Annotated in this window: 12 protein-coding genes and 1 pseudogene; 8 read left to right on the top strand and 5 right to left on the bottom strand. The window is 61.5% G+C overall.

Annotated elements, in window-relative coordinates; translation table 11 throughout:
- Positions 1-128: 128 nt before the first annotated feature.
- Positions 129-884 (bottom strand): serine dehydrogenase, encoded by a 756-nt coding sequence (locus tag AOT83_RS00610; protein ID WP_075908357.1) that lies wholly within the window; start codon positions 882-884, stop codon positions 129-131.
- Between the two features lie 518 nt (positions 885-1,402).
- Here AOT83_RS00610 and AOT83_RS27570 point away from each other — a divergent pair.
- The 3 genes from AOT83_RS27570 (at position 1,403) to AOT83_RS00595 (ending at position 5,708) form a co-directional block, all read left to right on the top strand.
- Positions 1,403-1,687, top strand: a complete 285-nt coding sequence (locus tag AOT83_RS27570) for a hypothetical protein (RefSeq protein WP_131726953.1) — start codon at positions 1,403-1,405, stop codon at positions 1,685-1,687.
- A gap of 405 nt (positions 1,688-2,092) precedes the next feature.
- Entirely contained in the window at positions 2,093-3,853 is a 1,761-nt protein-coding gene (locus AOT83_RS00600; protein WP_232783354.1) for a BCCT family transporter, read from the top strand.
- Positions 3,854-4,127: 274 nt separating this feature from the next.
- Positions 4,128-5,708, top strand: coding sequence for a sodium bicarbonate transporter family protein (locus AOT83_RS00595; protein ID WP_057966319.1), 1,581 nt, complete (start codon positions 4,128-4,130; stop codon positions 5,706-5,708).
- Positions 5,709-5,808: 100 nt separating this feature from the next.
- Here AOT83_RS00595 and AOT83_RS27565 read toward each other — a convergent pair.
- Positions 5,809-5,949: pseudogene (locus AOT83_RS27565) on the bottom strand (SPFH/Band 7/PHB domain protein); the annotation flags it as partial.
- A 218-nt stretch (positions 5,950-6,167) separates the two neighbouring features.
- On the opposite strand from AOT83_RS27565, the gene AOT83_RS00590 reads away from it, so the two are divergent.
- Positions 6,168-6,473, top strand: coding sequence for a PadR family transcriptional regulator (locus AOT83_RS00590; RefSeq protein WP_049232775.1), 306 nt, complete (start codon positions 6,168-6,170; stop codon positions 6,471-6,473).
- 16 nt (positions 6,474-6,489) lie between these two features.
- Here AOT83_RS00590 and AOT83_RS00585 read toward each other — a convergent pair whose 3' ends face one another.
- Positions 6,490-6,978: a DoxX family protein gene (locus tag AOT83_RS00585; RefSeq protein ID WP_057966309.1), complete on the bottom strand. Its 489-nt coding sequence runs from the start codon at positions 6,976-6,978 to the stop codon at positions 6,490-6,492.
- Positions 6,979-7,088: 110 nt separating this feature from the next.
- Positions 7,089-8,243, bottom strand: a complete 1,155-nt coding sequence (gene chrA / locus AOT83_RS00580) for a chromate efflux transporter (RefSeq protein WP_057966308.1) — start codon at positions 8,241-8,243, stop codon at positions 7,089-7,091.
- Positions 8,244-8,340: 97 nt separating this feature from the next.
- Here chrA and AOT83_RS00575 point away from each other — a divergent pair, with 97 nt between their 5' ends.
- Both AOT83_RS00575 and AOT83_RS00570 read left to right on the top strand, forming a co-directional pair.
- Positions 8,341-9,882: a multicopper oxidase domain-containing protein gene (locus AOT83_RS00575; protein WP_057966307.1), complete on the top strand. Its 1,542-nt coding sequence runs from the start codon at positions 8,341-8,343 to the stop codon at positions 9,880-9,882.
- Positions 9,883-9,920: 38 nt separating this feature from the next.
- Positions 9,921-11,513 (top strand): multicopper oxidase domain-containing protein, encoded by a 1,593-nt coding sequence (locus AOT83_RS00570; RefSeq protein ID WP_057966306.1) that lies wholly within the window; start codon positions 9,921-9,923, stop codon positions 11,511-11,513.
- 57 nt (positions 11,514-11,570) lie between these two features.
- Here AOT83_RS00570 and AOT83_RS00565 read toward each other — a convergent pair whose 3' ends face one another.
- The gene (locus AOT83_RS00565) at positions 11,571-11,930 is read right to left on the bottom strand and encodes an Rv2640c family ArsR-like transcriptional regulator (RefSeq protein WP_057966305.1); all 360 of its coding nucleotides are present in this window, start codon (positions 11,928-11,930) and stop codon (positions 11,571-11,573) included.
- A gap of 101 nt (positions 11,931-12,031) precedes the next feature.
- On the opposite strand from AOT83_RS00565, the gene AOT83_RS00560 reads away from it, so the two are divergent.
- Both AOT83_RS00560 and arsB read left to right on the top strand, forming a co-directional pair.
- Positions 12,032-12,535: an ArsI/CadI family heavy metal resistance metalloenzyme gene (locus tag AOT83_RS00560; RefSeq protein WP_057966304.1), complete on the top strand. Its 504-nt coding sequence runs from the start codon at positions 12,032-12,034 to the stop codon at positions 12,533-12,535.
- Positions 12,532-13,635 (top strand): ACR3 family arsenite efflux transporter, encoded by a 1,104-nt coding sequence (gene arsB, locus AOT83_RS00555; RefSeq protein ID WP_057966318.1) that lies wholly within the window; start codon positions 12,532-12,534, stop codon positions 13,633-13,635. Before AOT83_RS00560 ends, arsB begins: the two co-directional genes overlap by 4 nt.
- Positions 13,636-13,638 lie beyond the last annotated feature (3 nt).

The raw sequence follows: 13,638 nt of genomic DNA, 5'->3' as shown, positions 1-13,638 counted from the left end.
ACGGGACTCGTTACCGTTGGGAGGTTCAAGGCTTGCGGGCACCTTCAACGCCACGTGCCCCCGGTGGACTTGTCGAGGATTGCAGTCACGCGTGGATTCTGGATGAATATCAGAAAGCCCAGGTTCGCCTAGTTGGCGTTGTATCCCGGTGGTGCGATTACATGTGATGCTCGTTCGCCCTCGTACACCGCAACCTGGCCGTTGGGCCAGCACCCGAGGGTGAAGTAGCGGGCCCAAAGTTGCCAGATGATTTCCCATTCGCGGGACTGAAGGTCGAATTTCTCGGCGGGAAGCCCGAATTGGGCTGCGGCATCGGCGGAAATGACTGCCGAGTGCGAATCGGGGTCATCGATCAGCGGGGCCTTGAGTGCGGTTGCCAGCTCTTTGGCGCGCTCGGCATCTCGCCGACTGTTCGACAGCAACGCCTCCAAAACCAGTGCTTCGGATCTGGCCAGCGCACTGCGTGCTTGCTCCACCATCAACATATTCACATCGGCCAGCAGCGAACTAAATAGCGGATAGGCGTCCGGGGATTTGGTCACGCGGGCCTCAGCTTCGTCGACCGCAGCCACGATCTCTTTGGCACTGGCCAATGATCGGCCACCGATCTGGAACTGCGGGTCCACAGGACCCAGGTCCCCGCCCGGGCCCATCAAGATTCGGTCCGCGCCCAGGCACAAGATCGTCGCCGCGCTCTTGGCCATATCCGGAACCAGGATGGTCAGTTCAGTGCATCGACAACGCAACGCCCGCACGATCCTGATCGCCGTCTCACCATCACCACCAGGGGAGGACAGCAGCACATGCATCGGCTTATCCCCGGGACAGTCGAACAGGACTTCCTCAAGATAGGTGATGTTTTGCGGGAAGATCTGATCGAGCATTACGATCAGATTCGCGCCGGTCACTTCTTGATACCGGCGGATCAATGACTGGCGCGTATACCGAGCCTCATGTCGTGCACCGAAAAGCGGGGTTCGGGACTGTGTTACCGCCTGATTCCGACCGCCTGCCGGAAGCTCTTCGGCTTGCCGCTTCGCGCGTTCTTTGCCTGTTCTCGAGCGTGCTGAGCTATCGCTATTTTCTTTTGCCAATCTATGTCGGTCCCCTCAGGCGCCCCGAGGGGAGACCGCACGTCATCGTTGTCCGTGATGGTCATCCGCATCTCACCTCCCCTGCGTATGAATGTTCCTACAAACCGCAGGGTAACCCTAGTATCTGAGAACCGACCCAAGGACACCCCTGCCGTTGCGTAATCGCGACACTAACTCAACCCACTGACATCAGGCAGAGCTCCGCCCGCGGTTCCACCCCAGGAACCGGTTGGTCATCGATCCTGAGGTAGGACGCTGTTGCAAAAGACTTCTCTTGGCGGCTTGCCCTGATGCCTAATGTTTGCTACATGATCAAATTCCGCCGGGCAGTGTTCGATTTGACGATCCCGTTCAATGTAATGGCGGTGCTGTGGGTGGGCCGTGGTCTGTTCGGCGCAACGTTGGCCGGGATCGCGCTACTCATGCTGGTGTTCATCGTCCCGGTTCTCGTCGTAGCGTTGATTGCCTCGACAGCCCTTGCGTTCTCGCAGCCCCCGAAGACCGGTGCGGCTTTCCTCCGCCCAGACAGTCGCCCAAGCAACTTTTTGGCTGATCATGCTGATACTCGGTGTTGTGATCGTCGATGTGGATGACCAAAGCCACGAGGAATCCATTCTGATCAATATCTTCGGATGGAGCCCCGAGTTGCTCGATATAACCCTGGAGTTAGAGAAGGTGCTCGCCTTCAGCGCGATCTGGCGAGCGCGGCGACAAGGCCGGACCTCGACGCGACAGAGTTTAGCTACGTGTAGTACCCGCCGCCTTAGCTGAGTCATCAGACGTTTAGAGCCTAAATCTAGAACAGTGGCGGCATCTCTACCTGCGCTGTGAGTAACTATCTGAGCTGCGTAAGGGGCGCGGTCGGGGTGTGCTGGGCGGCGCCGTCGCTTAGGGTTACCGGCACCGACGCTGATACGTGATGAGACTTTGACGAGGACGGTAGTACGTTGACACCGCAATCGACCCCACCTGACAACACCCAGGGCACCGCGAATCCGGTGCGGCGTGCCTGGCGCAGCATCAGGCCCCAAGTCTTCATTCCGGCATCGATCATCATCATCGCGATGATCGCCCTCGCCGTCGTGTTGGCGAAAGGCAAACAGGATGCGTTTGCCCAGCTGAACAAGACAATCGGCGAGGGGGTCGGCTGGTGGTACATCCTCATTGCCACCGGATTTGTGGCGTTCGCGTTGTACTGCGGCCTTTCCCGAGTCGGCACCATCCGGCTGGGCCGAGACGATGAGCAGCCCGAATTCAGCTTCCCCGCGTGGCTGGCCATGCTGTTCAGCGCAGGAATGGGGATCGGCCTGGTCTTCTACGGTGTCGCCGAACCACTAAGCCACTACATGCATCCCCCCGCGTCGCGTGGTATCCCAGCACAGACCACCGCGGCAGCAAACCAGGCCATGTCATTGACCTTGTTCCATTGGGGGCTGCATGCCTGGAGCATCTACGTGGTCGTCGGCCTCGGCATGGCCTATATGACCTATCGCAAGGGACGCCCCTTGTCGGTGCGGTGGTTGTTAGAGCCGCTACTAGGACGTCAGCGCGTGGAGGGATTCATCGGCGATGTAGTCGATGTCGTGGCGATCGTCGGCACATTGTTCGGTGTCGCGACCTCACTAGGTTTCGGCATCACACAGATCGCGGCCGGTTTGCAATACCTGGGGTGGATTCAGGTCACCAACGGGTGGAAGGTCGCCTTGATAGCCGTGATCACCTCAGCGGCCACGCTCTCGGTTGTCAGCGGAGTCAGTAAAGGTCTTAAATGGCTGTCCAACATCAACATGATGTTGGCCGCGGCCTTGACCGCCTTCGTGCTGTTGCTAGGTCCCACACTGTTTCTCCTGCAATCGTGGGTGCAAAACCTCGGTGGTTACATCCAATCCCTACCGGCATTAATGCTGCGCACAGCACCGTTCTCTCACGATGGCTGGGTCATCGACTGGACAGTGTTCTATTGGGGTTGGTGGATGAGCTGGGCACCGTTTGTCGGCATGTTCATCGCCCGCATCTCGCGCGGACGAACCATCCGCGAGTTCGTAGGCGGAGTACTGCTGGCGCCCACGGTGATCAGTTCACTATGGTTCACCGTTTTTGGCGGCACCGCCTTATTTCAGCGCAGAGCAGCCCCGGAGACCGGCGAGGCCGTAGACCCCAACACCTCGTTGTTTCAGATGCTCGAAGGGTTACCACTCGGCGTGATCACGAGCGTGCTCGCCATCGCCGTCATCGTCTTCTTCTTCGTAACTTCCTCGGACTCTGGCTCTTTGGTGATCGACATACTGTCCTCCGGAGGCGAAATGGAGACGCCCAAGCTCAGTCGCGTCTACTGGGCGGTGTTGGAAGGGACCGCGGCCGCGGTCCTACTACTTGTTGGCGGGCGCGGTTCCCTGCAGGCACTACAGACCGCATCGATCGCCACCGCGGTACCGTTCTCTGTAATCATGGTCGCGGCATGTTTAGCCATGCTCAAGGCATTTCATTTCGATATAGCCACCACGCCCCGGTTGCTGCATATCTCAGTAGCCGATGCACTTCCGACACCGAAGGGTCGACGTGGTGGCGTCTCTGCAACTCTGTCCGGGCTGTTCGCAGTGCGCGATGTCGACGCGCATTCGTGCGAGAGGCACCCCGATACCGGTGAGCTGACCGTCCTAGATCCACCAGATCCCCTCGGAGATAATGGCTTTGAGCCCGATGAGCAAGAGTTATGGGCAGCCACAGCCAACGAGGATCCATCGACGCCACACGATTAGGCAAGCGGCTACTCGCCTGCAACGTAGCGCCAGGCTTGGCCGCTGGACGTACCCCGTAGTCGAGACGAACGTGATGCCAGGCAGCAGATGCGATGTTCGATCGAACACAACGCGGTTGGCCCTGGGATCATCTCGATGGTGGCATCCCTGTGGCACTGCAGATCCTGTCGCGGAGCGGTGATCGTCTGGAGCATGCGTCCTGATCCGTCTGAGCCTCGACGACTTGCCTGAAAGTCGCTGAGAGCACCTCACTGTGTCGAATAAGGTGAAGTACGTGTCAAACAAACGGAGCGGCGCGTCGCAGGCCCCACATGCACACGAGGTCGGCCTCCTGACCTACACGGGCCGGTTGGGCGGTGGTCTTCGGGCGGATGCACGGCGAAGGCTGCCTTCCTATGTCAGCGACTTCACCGACGGGCTGCATTCGAAAGTCGTAGCGTCTGTGGGTTTTCTGTTCTTCGCGTGCCTTGCCAATGCTATTGCCTTTGGTGGTCTTACCAGTGTTGTGACCGGCGGTGAGATCGGCATCGTGGAAATGATCGTGGTAACAGCGGTCGGCGGAATCCTGTTCGCGCTTTCTTCTGCCCAGCCTCTGACTCTGTTGGGCGGCACCGGTCCCATCGTCATCTTCACCGGCCTGTTGTACACGATATGCCAGCGTTTCGATGTGCCCTTTTTACCGGTCTACGCCTGGGTGGGCCTCTGGTCGGGCATTCTCATTCTCATCCTCGCGGTGACCGATGCCAGCGCGCTCATGAAGTTCTTCACCCGCTTCGTCGATGAGATCTTCGCAGTCCTGGTCGCTGTCATCTTTATCGTCGAAGCAGCGCGCTCGGTGGTATCGCCCTTCACTACGTCCCCCCGCAACGACGCGACCGCCCTGATGACCGTGGTGCTGGCACTGGGAACATTCCTGTTGGCCCGCACCTTCAAAACGTTCCTGCAGACCAGGTACCTGCAGCGCAGGTTCCGTGAATTCGTGGCCGATTTCGGGCCCACCATCGCCATCGCCCTGATGACACTATTCGCCTTGATGTTGCCAGAAGTCGCGGTGGCGGACGTGGCCATTCCCGACCATTTCGGCACCACCAGCGGCCGGTCCTGGCTCGTTGACATGTTCTCGTTGCCCGTCTGGCTGATAGTGGCCTGCCTCGGGCCGGCAGTCCTGGTCACCGTTTTGCTGTTTCTCGACCAGAACATTACGACGCGCCTAGTCAACAGCCCGTCGCATGCTCTGCGAAAAGGCGGCGGCTATCACCTGGACCTGGCGGTCGTCGGCGTCATCACCGCGATATGCTCGGTGTTCGGTTTGCCCTGGATCGTGGCGGCCACCGTCCATTCCCTTAACCACGTCAAGAGTCTGGCGACCACCACAGGACAAGGCAACGATTCCAGCGCCGAACGCATCGTAGCTGTCCGAGAAAATCGAGTCTCCCCACTGGCCATTCATATCCTGATCGCGGCCTCAGTTTTTATGTTGCCGCTGATCAAGCAAATTCCGATGGAAGTACTTTTCGGCCTGTTCCTATTCATGGGATTTGCCACCCTCAACGGGACGGAATTCTATGCGCGGTTGAAACTATGGTTGACCGACCCCAACCTGTACCCGGACACCCACTACGTTCGTCATGTTCCCTGGAAAGTCATCCGCCTTTTCACCTTGGTCCAGCTTCTGTGTCTGGTGGTGCTGTGGATCCTCAAGAGCAGCCCGGCGGGAATCTTATTCCCCTTATTCATCGCGATGCTGGTGCCCTTCCGCCTCCTGCTCAACCGCTGGTTCCAGCCAGAGCACCTGGCATGGCTAGACACCGACGAGGAAACCGACGACGACAGCATGGGCGACTTCCGCCCCTGAACTCGAGGCCGGGGTGAGCAAGGCGACGATCTGGCACCGTCTTCGCGACTAACCCGGAGTGACGGTGCTACGCACTAATCCAGGGCCCTGGAGGCTTCGGCTCGGACATTCTCACGAGCGTCTGTAAGTATTGGTATGCCAACAGCTCTGGCGTGAGCTTGCCAGACTTCATTGCGGCCAAGACATTCTTGATGGCCTTGGCGCGCCCCGGAGCATGCAGGTACTGGGCGGCACGTGCACCCTGGAACGATGTGCGTTCACCTTGTCCAACCCGTTGCAACAGGTTTGACCTGGCGCAGATAAGCGCTGAAGACATCGCCGAAATCCGGGCGCACAGTGCGTGGCACCGGGGGCATCGCGCACACACCCTGCTTCGCGAAACGGTTGTTCGGTACGTAATGAAAGAGGATAGAATCGGTTGCCGATATCGGTTTGGTGACTGTTCTTGGAGGTGTTGGGGTGCGGGAGTTTCAGCGGGGTGCGGTGCGGCTGCATATCTTGCATCACGCTGCCGAGGAGGAGGTTCACGGTGCGTGGATGACCGAGGAGCTGGCCCGGCACGGCTACGACATCAGCCCGGGCACGCTGTATCCGACGTTGCACCGGTTGGAGGCCGATGGTTTGTTGACATCGCGGCAGTTGGTCGTTGAGGGGCGTGCCCGGCGGCTGTATCGGGCAACACGTGCGGGTAAGGCCGCACTCAAGGAGGACTTGCGGGCGCTAGACGAGCTGGCCCGGGAGATGCTGGATCAGCAAAAACCTTGATCTTGAGTGGCTTTCGCTATGGGTTCGTGGCCGCTGCCCGGCGGTTGATGGCTGCATCCAGCGAGTAGGCGCCTGCGCCGGCCAGGAGCAGGAAGGTGGCACCGCAGAGTTGTGCCAGGTCGGTGCGCGATTCGTGGATGAAGTCCCACCATCCGGAGGCTTTGGGGAACAGGGCTGCATCAGCCCACAGGATGGGAGCTTTGGTGATCAGCAGCGCCCCGGCCATGTTGATGATCATCGGCACCGCGGCCACGCGGGTGGCTAAGCCGGCCAGTAGCAGGATGCCGCAGACAGTTTCGAGTGTTCCGTCCAGGTTCGCCAAGAAGGCAGGGGCTGGGATTCCGGCTTTGTCGAAGCGGCCGGTGCCGAGGGTTTCGGGGCGTAGGAATTTCAGGATTCCCTCGCACAAGAAGATGAGCCCGACATAGAAGCGGATCAGGATCGTTGCTGCCGGTGCGCTGGTTTGCCCCAGGCGCAACCAAGTGGCCGATGACGGTGCGGACATGGGTGACCTCGAATCTTTCCCAGTGCTGATATCGGGTTCCGTTATCAGTGAGGCTAACCGCCGATGTAGGGCGCTGTCGACCGCGAATGTGGCTGCGGCCGGGGTCTTTGTCAGGTCAGTGCCGCGTGGGCCAGGCCGATGGCGGCTCCGGCAGCGATGTACCAGGCGGTATTGAGTTTGGTTTTCCAGACCGCGACTGCGGTGGCCACCGCCAGTGCGGCGGTGAGTGGGTCGATGATGGCTGCGCGGCCCAGTTGCCAGGTGACTCCGGCCATGAGGGCCAGTGCGGTGGTGTTGAGGCCGTCGAGCAGCGCCGAAGTCCAGGGCAGCGACCGTAGTTTGTCGGTGAGGCGGGTGAGCAGGCCGACGAACACGAAGGAGGGTAGGAAGATCGCGATGGTGGCCACCAGGGCGCCGAGCGGTCCGGCGATGAGATAGCCGATGAAGGTGGCGGTGGTGAACACCGGGCCGGGGGTTACTTGTCCGATGGAGACCGCGTCGAGGAGTTGTTGGCCTGTGATCCAGCCGAGTCGTTCGACGAAATCGCCGCGCAGGAAGGCCAGCAGCACGTAACCGCTGCCGTAGAGGACGGCCCCGATTTTGAGCATCGTGGTGAACAACTGGGTCAGCTGACCGCCGGTGGGGTCGACAAACAGTGGATGGCCCACGGCGACAAGGGGTGCGGCCACGAAGCTGTGTATCTGCCCGCGCGCCCGTTTGGCCAGATGTGCCGCAACGGCCAGGCTCGCCCCGGCGGCCAGAATGACGAGCTCGTTGACTCCCGCCAGGTAGGCGGCCAGGGCGGCGGCGGCCAGCAGCGCCAGGCCGATACCTTTGATGACGGTGCGCAGCAGCGCGAACAAGGCGTGGGCGATGATGCCGATGACCACCGGCACCACCCCGTACAGCAGCCCTTCGACAGCCGGCGTTTGGCCGTAGCGCACATACGCCCAGGCCAGCGCAGTCACCATCAGCGCCGCCGGCACGATAAAACACACCCCGGCGGTGACCAGGCCCCGCCAGCGCGCCCGCTCAAAACCCAAGTGGATGGCCAGCTCAGTCGAGTTCGGGCCGGGGATCAAGTTGGTGGCGCCCATCAGGTCCACGAACCGTTCATCGCTAACCCAACCTCGCCGGCGCACCAGCTCCTGGCGCATCAGCGCGATATGCGCCGCCGGACCACCGAACCCGATGATGCCCAGGCGCAAGAAAACCCCCGCCACCTCCCACACCGTGCCGCAAGGCATCTTGCCGTGCTCGTCCATTAACGCCTCCCTCATCGCGATTCGTTCATCACCACTGCTTCGGTGTATCGGGTAGCGATATCGTAAACCGATATCTTTGGGTAGCATCGCTGCGGTGATGGTGTTCGTCCCCGATTCCTCTGCGATTAACCGGCGCCGATTCCTGGCAGCCCTTGCCGCGGTACCCCTGGCGGCGAGTGCATGCGGCAACGGATCACCTGATTCTCCGGCACCATCAGGGGGTCCGATGGGCTTCGATCGGCCGTTGCCGATCCCGCAGCTGGCGCCCTCCCAGGTCATCGACGGAGTGCGCCGATTCACGCTACAGGCCGCACCCGGCACCACTGAGATCGTGGCCGGAACCCGCACCCCGACATGGGGATACAACGGATCGGTACTGGGGCCGACGCTGCGCGCGGCCCGCGGCGAAACCGTGGCCATCACGGTGGACAATCAACTGCCCGAAAGCACCACCACGCACTGGCACGGCATGCACCTGCCCGCCCGGTATGACGGTGGCCCGCACCAGCCGATCGCCACCGGCACCCGTTGGGAGCCCAGCTGGCGCATCGACCAACCTGCAGCCTCACTGTGGTATCACCCGCACCCGCACGGGGCCACCCTCAAACACGTCTATCGCGGCCTGGCAGGCATGTTCCTCATCGACGACGACACCTCCCCGGAGGGGTTGCCGAAAACCTATGGCGTGGATGATATCCCGCTGATTTTGCAGGACTTGAAATTCCATCCGGACGGAAGGTTGGATGAATCCGATCCCGAAGACCGGGGCCTGCTAGGTAACACCACCGCCACCAACGGCATCACCGGCGCCTACCTGCAGGTGAGCACCGGCCGGGTTCGGCTGCGAATCCTGAACGCCTCGGTCGGACGGATCTACACCCTCGGTTTCAGCGACAACCGCACCTTCACCCTGATCGCCAGCGACGGGGGTCTACTCGAAAAACCCGTGCCCCTGCAACGGATCCAGCTCAGCCCCGCTGAACGCGCCGAGATCATCGTCGAGATGTCCCCGGGCAAGCCGGTGATGTTGCGCGGCTACCCGATGACCCGGTGGCCCGATGAAACCTGGCGCGGGCGGTTCGGCCTGGCCGAGTCCTTCGACATCCTGGCGCTGCGCCCCGCACAGAACCTGCGCCACAGCCCTGCGGTGCCGGACACCCTGGCTGCTCTACCGCCTGCCGCACCGCCCGCTGGGGCGCTGGTACGGCGCTTTCATCTGCAGCGCGGCACCAATGCCGCCGGCAAAAACATCTTCAAGATCAACGACCAGCTCATGGACATGGCCCGCATTGACTTCGACATCACTGACGGCGCCCACGAAATCTGGGAAGTCGCCGGAGGAGACCGGGTCTGGCCGCACAACTTTCACATCCATGACACCCAGTTCCGCATCCTTCAGATCGCCGGGGCACCGCCGCCACCAGAGTTGGCAGGGTGGAAGGACACCGTGTTCATCTACCCGCAGACCACGGTGCGGCTAGCGGCACGATTCTCCGGTTACACCGACCCGGTCAACCCGTACATGTACCACTGCCACATGCTGTTTCACGAAGACCAAGGCATGATGGGCCAATTCCGCACTCTAGCCCCCGGACAACAACCCGGATCCAGCGCCACCGGCCCCGGCATGCACTCGTGATGGCACCACGCTCGCCGTCCCGCGATGATCGCCGCGGCATGAAGCAACGATCACGGGCCAAGCGCTGGCGTATCGCCGTTATCGTCCTGGGAGCGCCGCTGGTTGTGGCCATGCTGGCGCTGGCGGCTTCGTTCCTGTACCCGTATGTGCGCGGCGTCGAGCATGTCAACGCCGGCACCGCTGCGCAGCAGCCTCTGGTGATCCCGCCGCTGGCCGAGCCGGTGATCATCAACGGGGAGAAGGTTTTCACACTCACCGCGGCCAGCGGCCGCACCGAACTGCTGCCCGGCGCTCACTCGGATACTGCCGGCTATAACGGCAGCTACCTGGGCCCGACTATCCGTGCCCGCACCGTGGACCGGGTCCGTGTACAGGTCACCAATCAGCTCGATGCGACCACAACCGTGCACTGGCACGGCATGCATGTGCCCGCCGTCATGGACGGCGGCCCCCACCAGCCCATCGCACCCGGGGCAACTTGGTCACCGCACTGGACGATCCAGAACTCCGCAGCCACCTTGTGGTATCACCCCCACACCCTGGGTGCCACCGCGCAGCAGGTCTACTCAGGCTTGGCTGGCATGTTCCTCATCGATGACGACAACAGCGACGCCCTCGGGTTGCCCACCCAGTACGGGGTCGACGACGTTCCGTTGATCGTGCAGGACCGTAACTTCGACCCCGACAACCACATGACTTATCTACGTGATCGCACCCAAAACAATTTCGGGGAACTGGGCGACACCATCTTGGTCAACGGCACCTACGCCCCCTACCTTGATGTGCCCCGCAAACTTGTCCGACTGCGGATCCTGAACGCCTCCAACGCCCGCCGCTACAACTTCGGATTCTCCGACGAACGCCCGTTCACCCAAATCGCCACCGACGGCGCCCTTCTGCCCGCCGCCATCGAGCGAACCCGGATGCTCCTAAGCCCCGGGGAACGCACCGAAATCATCGTCGACATGACCGACACCGACAAACCGGTCACCCTCATGAGCTATGAAGTGCCCGGCGCCGCACCGATGTATCACCTCATGCGCACCCTGACCGTCGGCGACAACGACGAATACCAGCGTTTCACCATCCTGGAACTGCGCCCCAGCGGCACCCCCGCACCACACCAAACCCTGCCCGGCAAGCTCAACACCATCGAAGCCCTACACCCCGAAAACGCCGCCCAGACAAGAATATTCCGTATCACCGACCGCATGAGCATCAACGGTAAACCCATGGACCACGGCCGCATCGACGAAATCGTCACCAAGGGCGACACCGAAATCTGGGAAATCGACAACCAAGAAGCCCTGTTCTACCACCCGTTCCATATCCACCACGTCCAGTTCCAGATCCTTGACCGCGACGGCCGCCCACCCCAGGGGTACGAACAAGGATGGAAAGACACCGTCCACGTCGCGCCATTCGAAAAAGTAAGAGTCATCGCCAAATTCGATACCTACGCCGATACCGGTTGGCCGTACATGTACCACTGCCACATCCTCGAACACGAAGACATGGGCATGATGGGCCAATACATGATCGTCGAACATCCCGTAGACAAACCCACACTGCAATCACCACTGAACGGCCAACACAACAGCGGCACCGACAACCACCGGCATACCGCATAGACCACCACCGGTCTCGCAAATAGCGGATGGGGCGGGCGACTCTAAGTCGCCCAGGGTTTAGCGGCAGCAGTCGGGATCCAGAACGGTGCATAGGGCCGTCAAAGCGTCTGGTATAGGACGGTGAAAGACGTTCATGCCCCGTCGATCCGACTCCACCAGCCCAGCCTTGCGCAGTTGGTTCATGTGGTGACTGACCGTTGATTCGCTGAGCCCAAGCACCTCGGCCAGATCCCCGCCGATGATCTCGCCCTCGGTGGCGCTGAACAGCTGGGACATGATCTTGACCCGCACGGGATCGGCCAGGGCCTTGAGCCGCAGCGCCACCTCCAACGCCTGCGCGTCACTCATCGGCCCGGCCGCTACGGGCGCGCAGCAGACCGGTGCGGAGATATCCACCGTGGGAAGTGCCTTGGGCATGTTTCCAGCATCCCCAATGGGTTGACATATGTCAAAGAAGTGGCAGACTGGGCGCTGTCCGACTAGTTCGATGAATATCTCATTCCTTCGGAGGTGGACCCGTGTCCCGTATACAGCTTGCGCTTAATGTCGATGACCTTGACGAGTCAATCGAGTTCTATTCCAAGCTCTTTGGTGCGCAGCCGGCCAAGCGTAAACCGGGCTATGCGAACTTTGCGATTGATGAGCCGCCGTTGAAGCTGGTGCTTTTGGAGAACCCCGGCCGCGGCGGCACCGTCAACCATCTGGGGGTTCAGGTCGAGTCCAGTGAGCAGGTGCATGCGGAGATCGCCCGGCTTACCGATGCGGGGATGTTCACCGAGGAAGAGATCGGGACGACGTGCTGTTTCGCCACTCAGGACAAGGTGTGGGTCACCGCACCCGATGCCGAGAAGTGGGAGATCTACACGGTGTTGGCCGATTCGGAGACCTTCGGTACCACCCCGGAACTGCTCGGCCAGGGTGAGGCGTGCGCCTGTGATCATGTCGAGGCCACTGACACTGATGATTCCACTCAAAACACCGAAGCTGACGAGGCGCCTTCCTCGTGCTGCGCGACCCGATGACCCAGGCAACGCCCCCTGCCGCCGCACCTGCGGCGGCAGGCAAGCTCTCGACTCTGGACCGGTTCTTGCCGGTGTGGATCGGTGTGGCGATGGCCGCGGGGTTGCTGCTGGGCCGAGGCGTCCCCGGCCTGAACACGGCACTGGAAAAGGTTCAGGTCGAAGGCATTTCGCTGCCGATCGCGATCGGGCTGCTGATCATGATGTACCCGGTGCTGGCTAAAGTCCGTTACGACCGCCTCGACACCGTCACTGGTGATCGCAAGCTGCTGATCGGCTCCTTGGTCTTGAACTGGGTGCTGGGCCCCGCGCTGATGTTCGCGCTCGCGTGGCTGCTGCTGCCGGATCTGCCCGAGTACCGTACCGGCCTGATCATCGTCGGACTGGCCAGATGCATTGCCATGGTGATCATCTGGAACGACCTAGCGTGCGGGGACCGCGAGGCGGCCGCCGTGCTGGTGGCACTTAATTCGGTGTTTCAGGTGTTGATGTTCGCCGTGTTGGGCTGGTTCTACCTGTCGGTGCTGCCCGGTTGGCTGCACCTGCCTCAAACCGAGATCAGCACCTCGCCGTGGCAGAACGCCAAATCCGTGCTGATCTTCCTAGGCTTTCCGCTGCTCGCCGGATACCTGTCGCGGCGCCTCGGCGAGAAGACCAAGGGCCAGGCCTGGTACGAGTCGAAGTTCCTGCCCGTGATCGGGCCGTGGGCGCTGTATGGGTTGTTGTTCACGATCGTGATTCTCTTTGCCCTGCAAGGCGATCAGATCATCGCCAAGCCCTGGGATGTGGCCCGCATCGCACTGCCACTGCTCGCCTACTTCGCCATCATGTGGGGCGGCGGATACCTCCTCGGTGCCACCATGAAACTCGGCTATGCCCGCACCACAACACTGGCGTTCACCGCGGCCGGGAACAACTTCGAACTCGCCATCGCCGTGGCGATCGCCACCTACGGCGCCACGTCCGGACAAGCCCTCGCCGGCGTCGTCGGCCCCCTCATCGAAGTGCCCGTACTCGTCGCACTCGTCTACGTATCGCTGGCACTGCGGCGCCGATTCACCACTGCCCCTGCCCCTGCCCCGATGACGAATGTGACGGAATAACCC

Source organism: Mycobacteroides sp. H001, assembly GCF_001440005.1.
GTDB lineage: Bacteria > Actinomycetota > Actinomycetes > Mycobacteriales > Mycobacteriaceae > Mycobacterium > Mycobacterium gwanakae.
The sequence above is the reverse complement of the archived record's forward strand: the minus strand, read 5'-3'. Positions and strand labels throughout refer to the sequence as shown.

Excerpts from the sequence above, each read along its gene's own strand:
- arsB (WP_057966318.1), top strand. The coding sequence starts at position 12,532 with ATGACCCAGGCAACGCCCCCTGCCGCCGCACCTGCGGCGGCAGGCAAG.
- AOT83_RS00610 (WP_075908357.1), bottom strand. The coding sequence starts at position 884 with ATGCTCGATCAGATCTTCCCGCAAAACATCACCTATCTTGAGGAAGTC.
- AOT83_RS00585 (WP_057966309.1), bottom strand. The coding sequence starts at position 6,978 with ATGTCCGCACCGTCATCGGCCACTTGGTTGCGCCTGGGGCAAACCAGC.
- AOT83_RS00575 (WP_057966307.1), top strand. The coding sequence starts at position 8,341 with ATGGTGTTCGTCCCCGATTCCTCTGCGATTAACCGGCGCCGATTCCTG.
- chrA (WP_057966308.1), bottom strand. The coding sequence starts at position 8,243 with ATGGACGAGCACGGCAAGATGCCTTGCGGCACGGTGTGGGAGGTGGCG.
- AOT83_RS27570 (WP_131726953.1), top strand. The coding sequence starts at position 1,403 with ATGATCAAATTCCGCCGGGCAGTGTTCGATTTGACGATCCCGTTCAAT.
- AOT83_RS00565 (WP_057966305.1), bottom strand. The coding sequence starts at position 11,930 with ATGCCCAAGGCACTTCCCACGGTGGATATCTCCGCACCGGTCTGCTGC.
- AOT83_RS00570 (WP_057966306.1), top strand. The coding sequence starts at position 9,921 with ATGAAGCAACGATCACGGGCCAAGCGCTGGCGTATCGCCGTTATCGTC.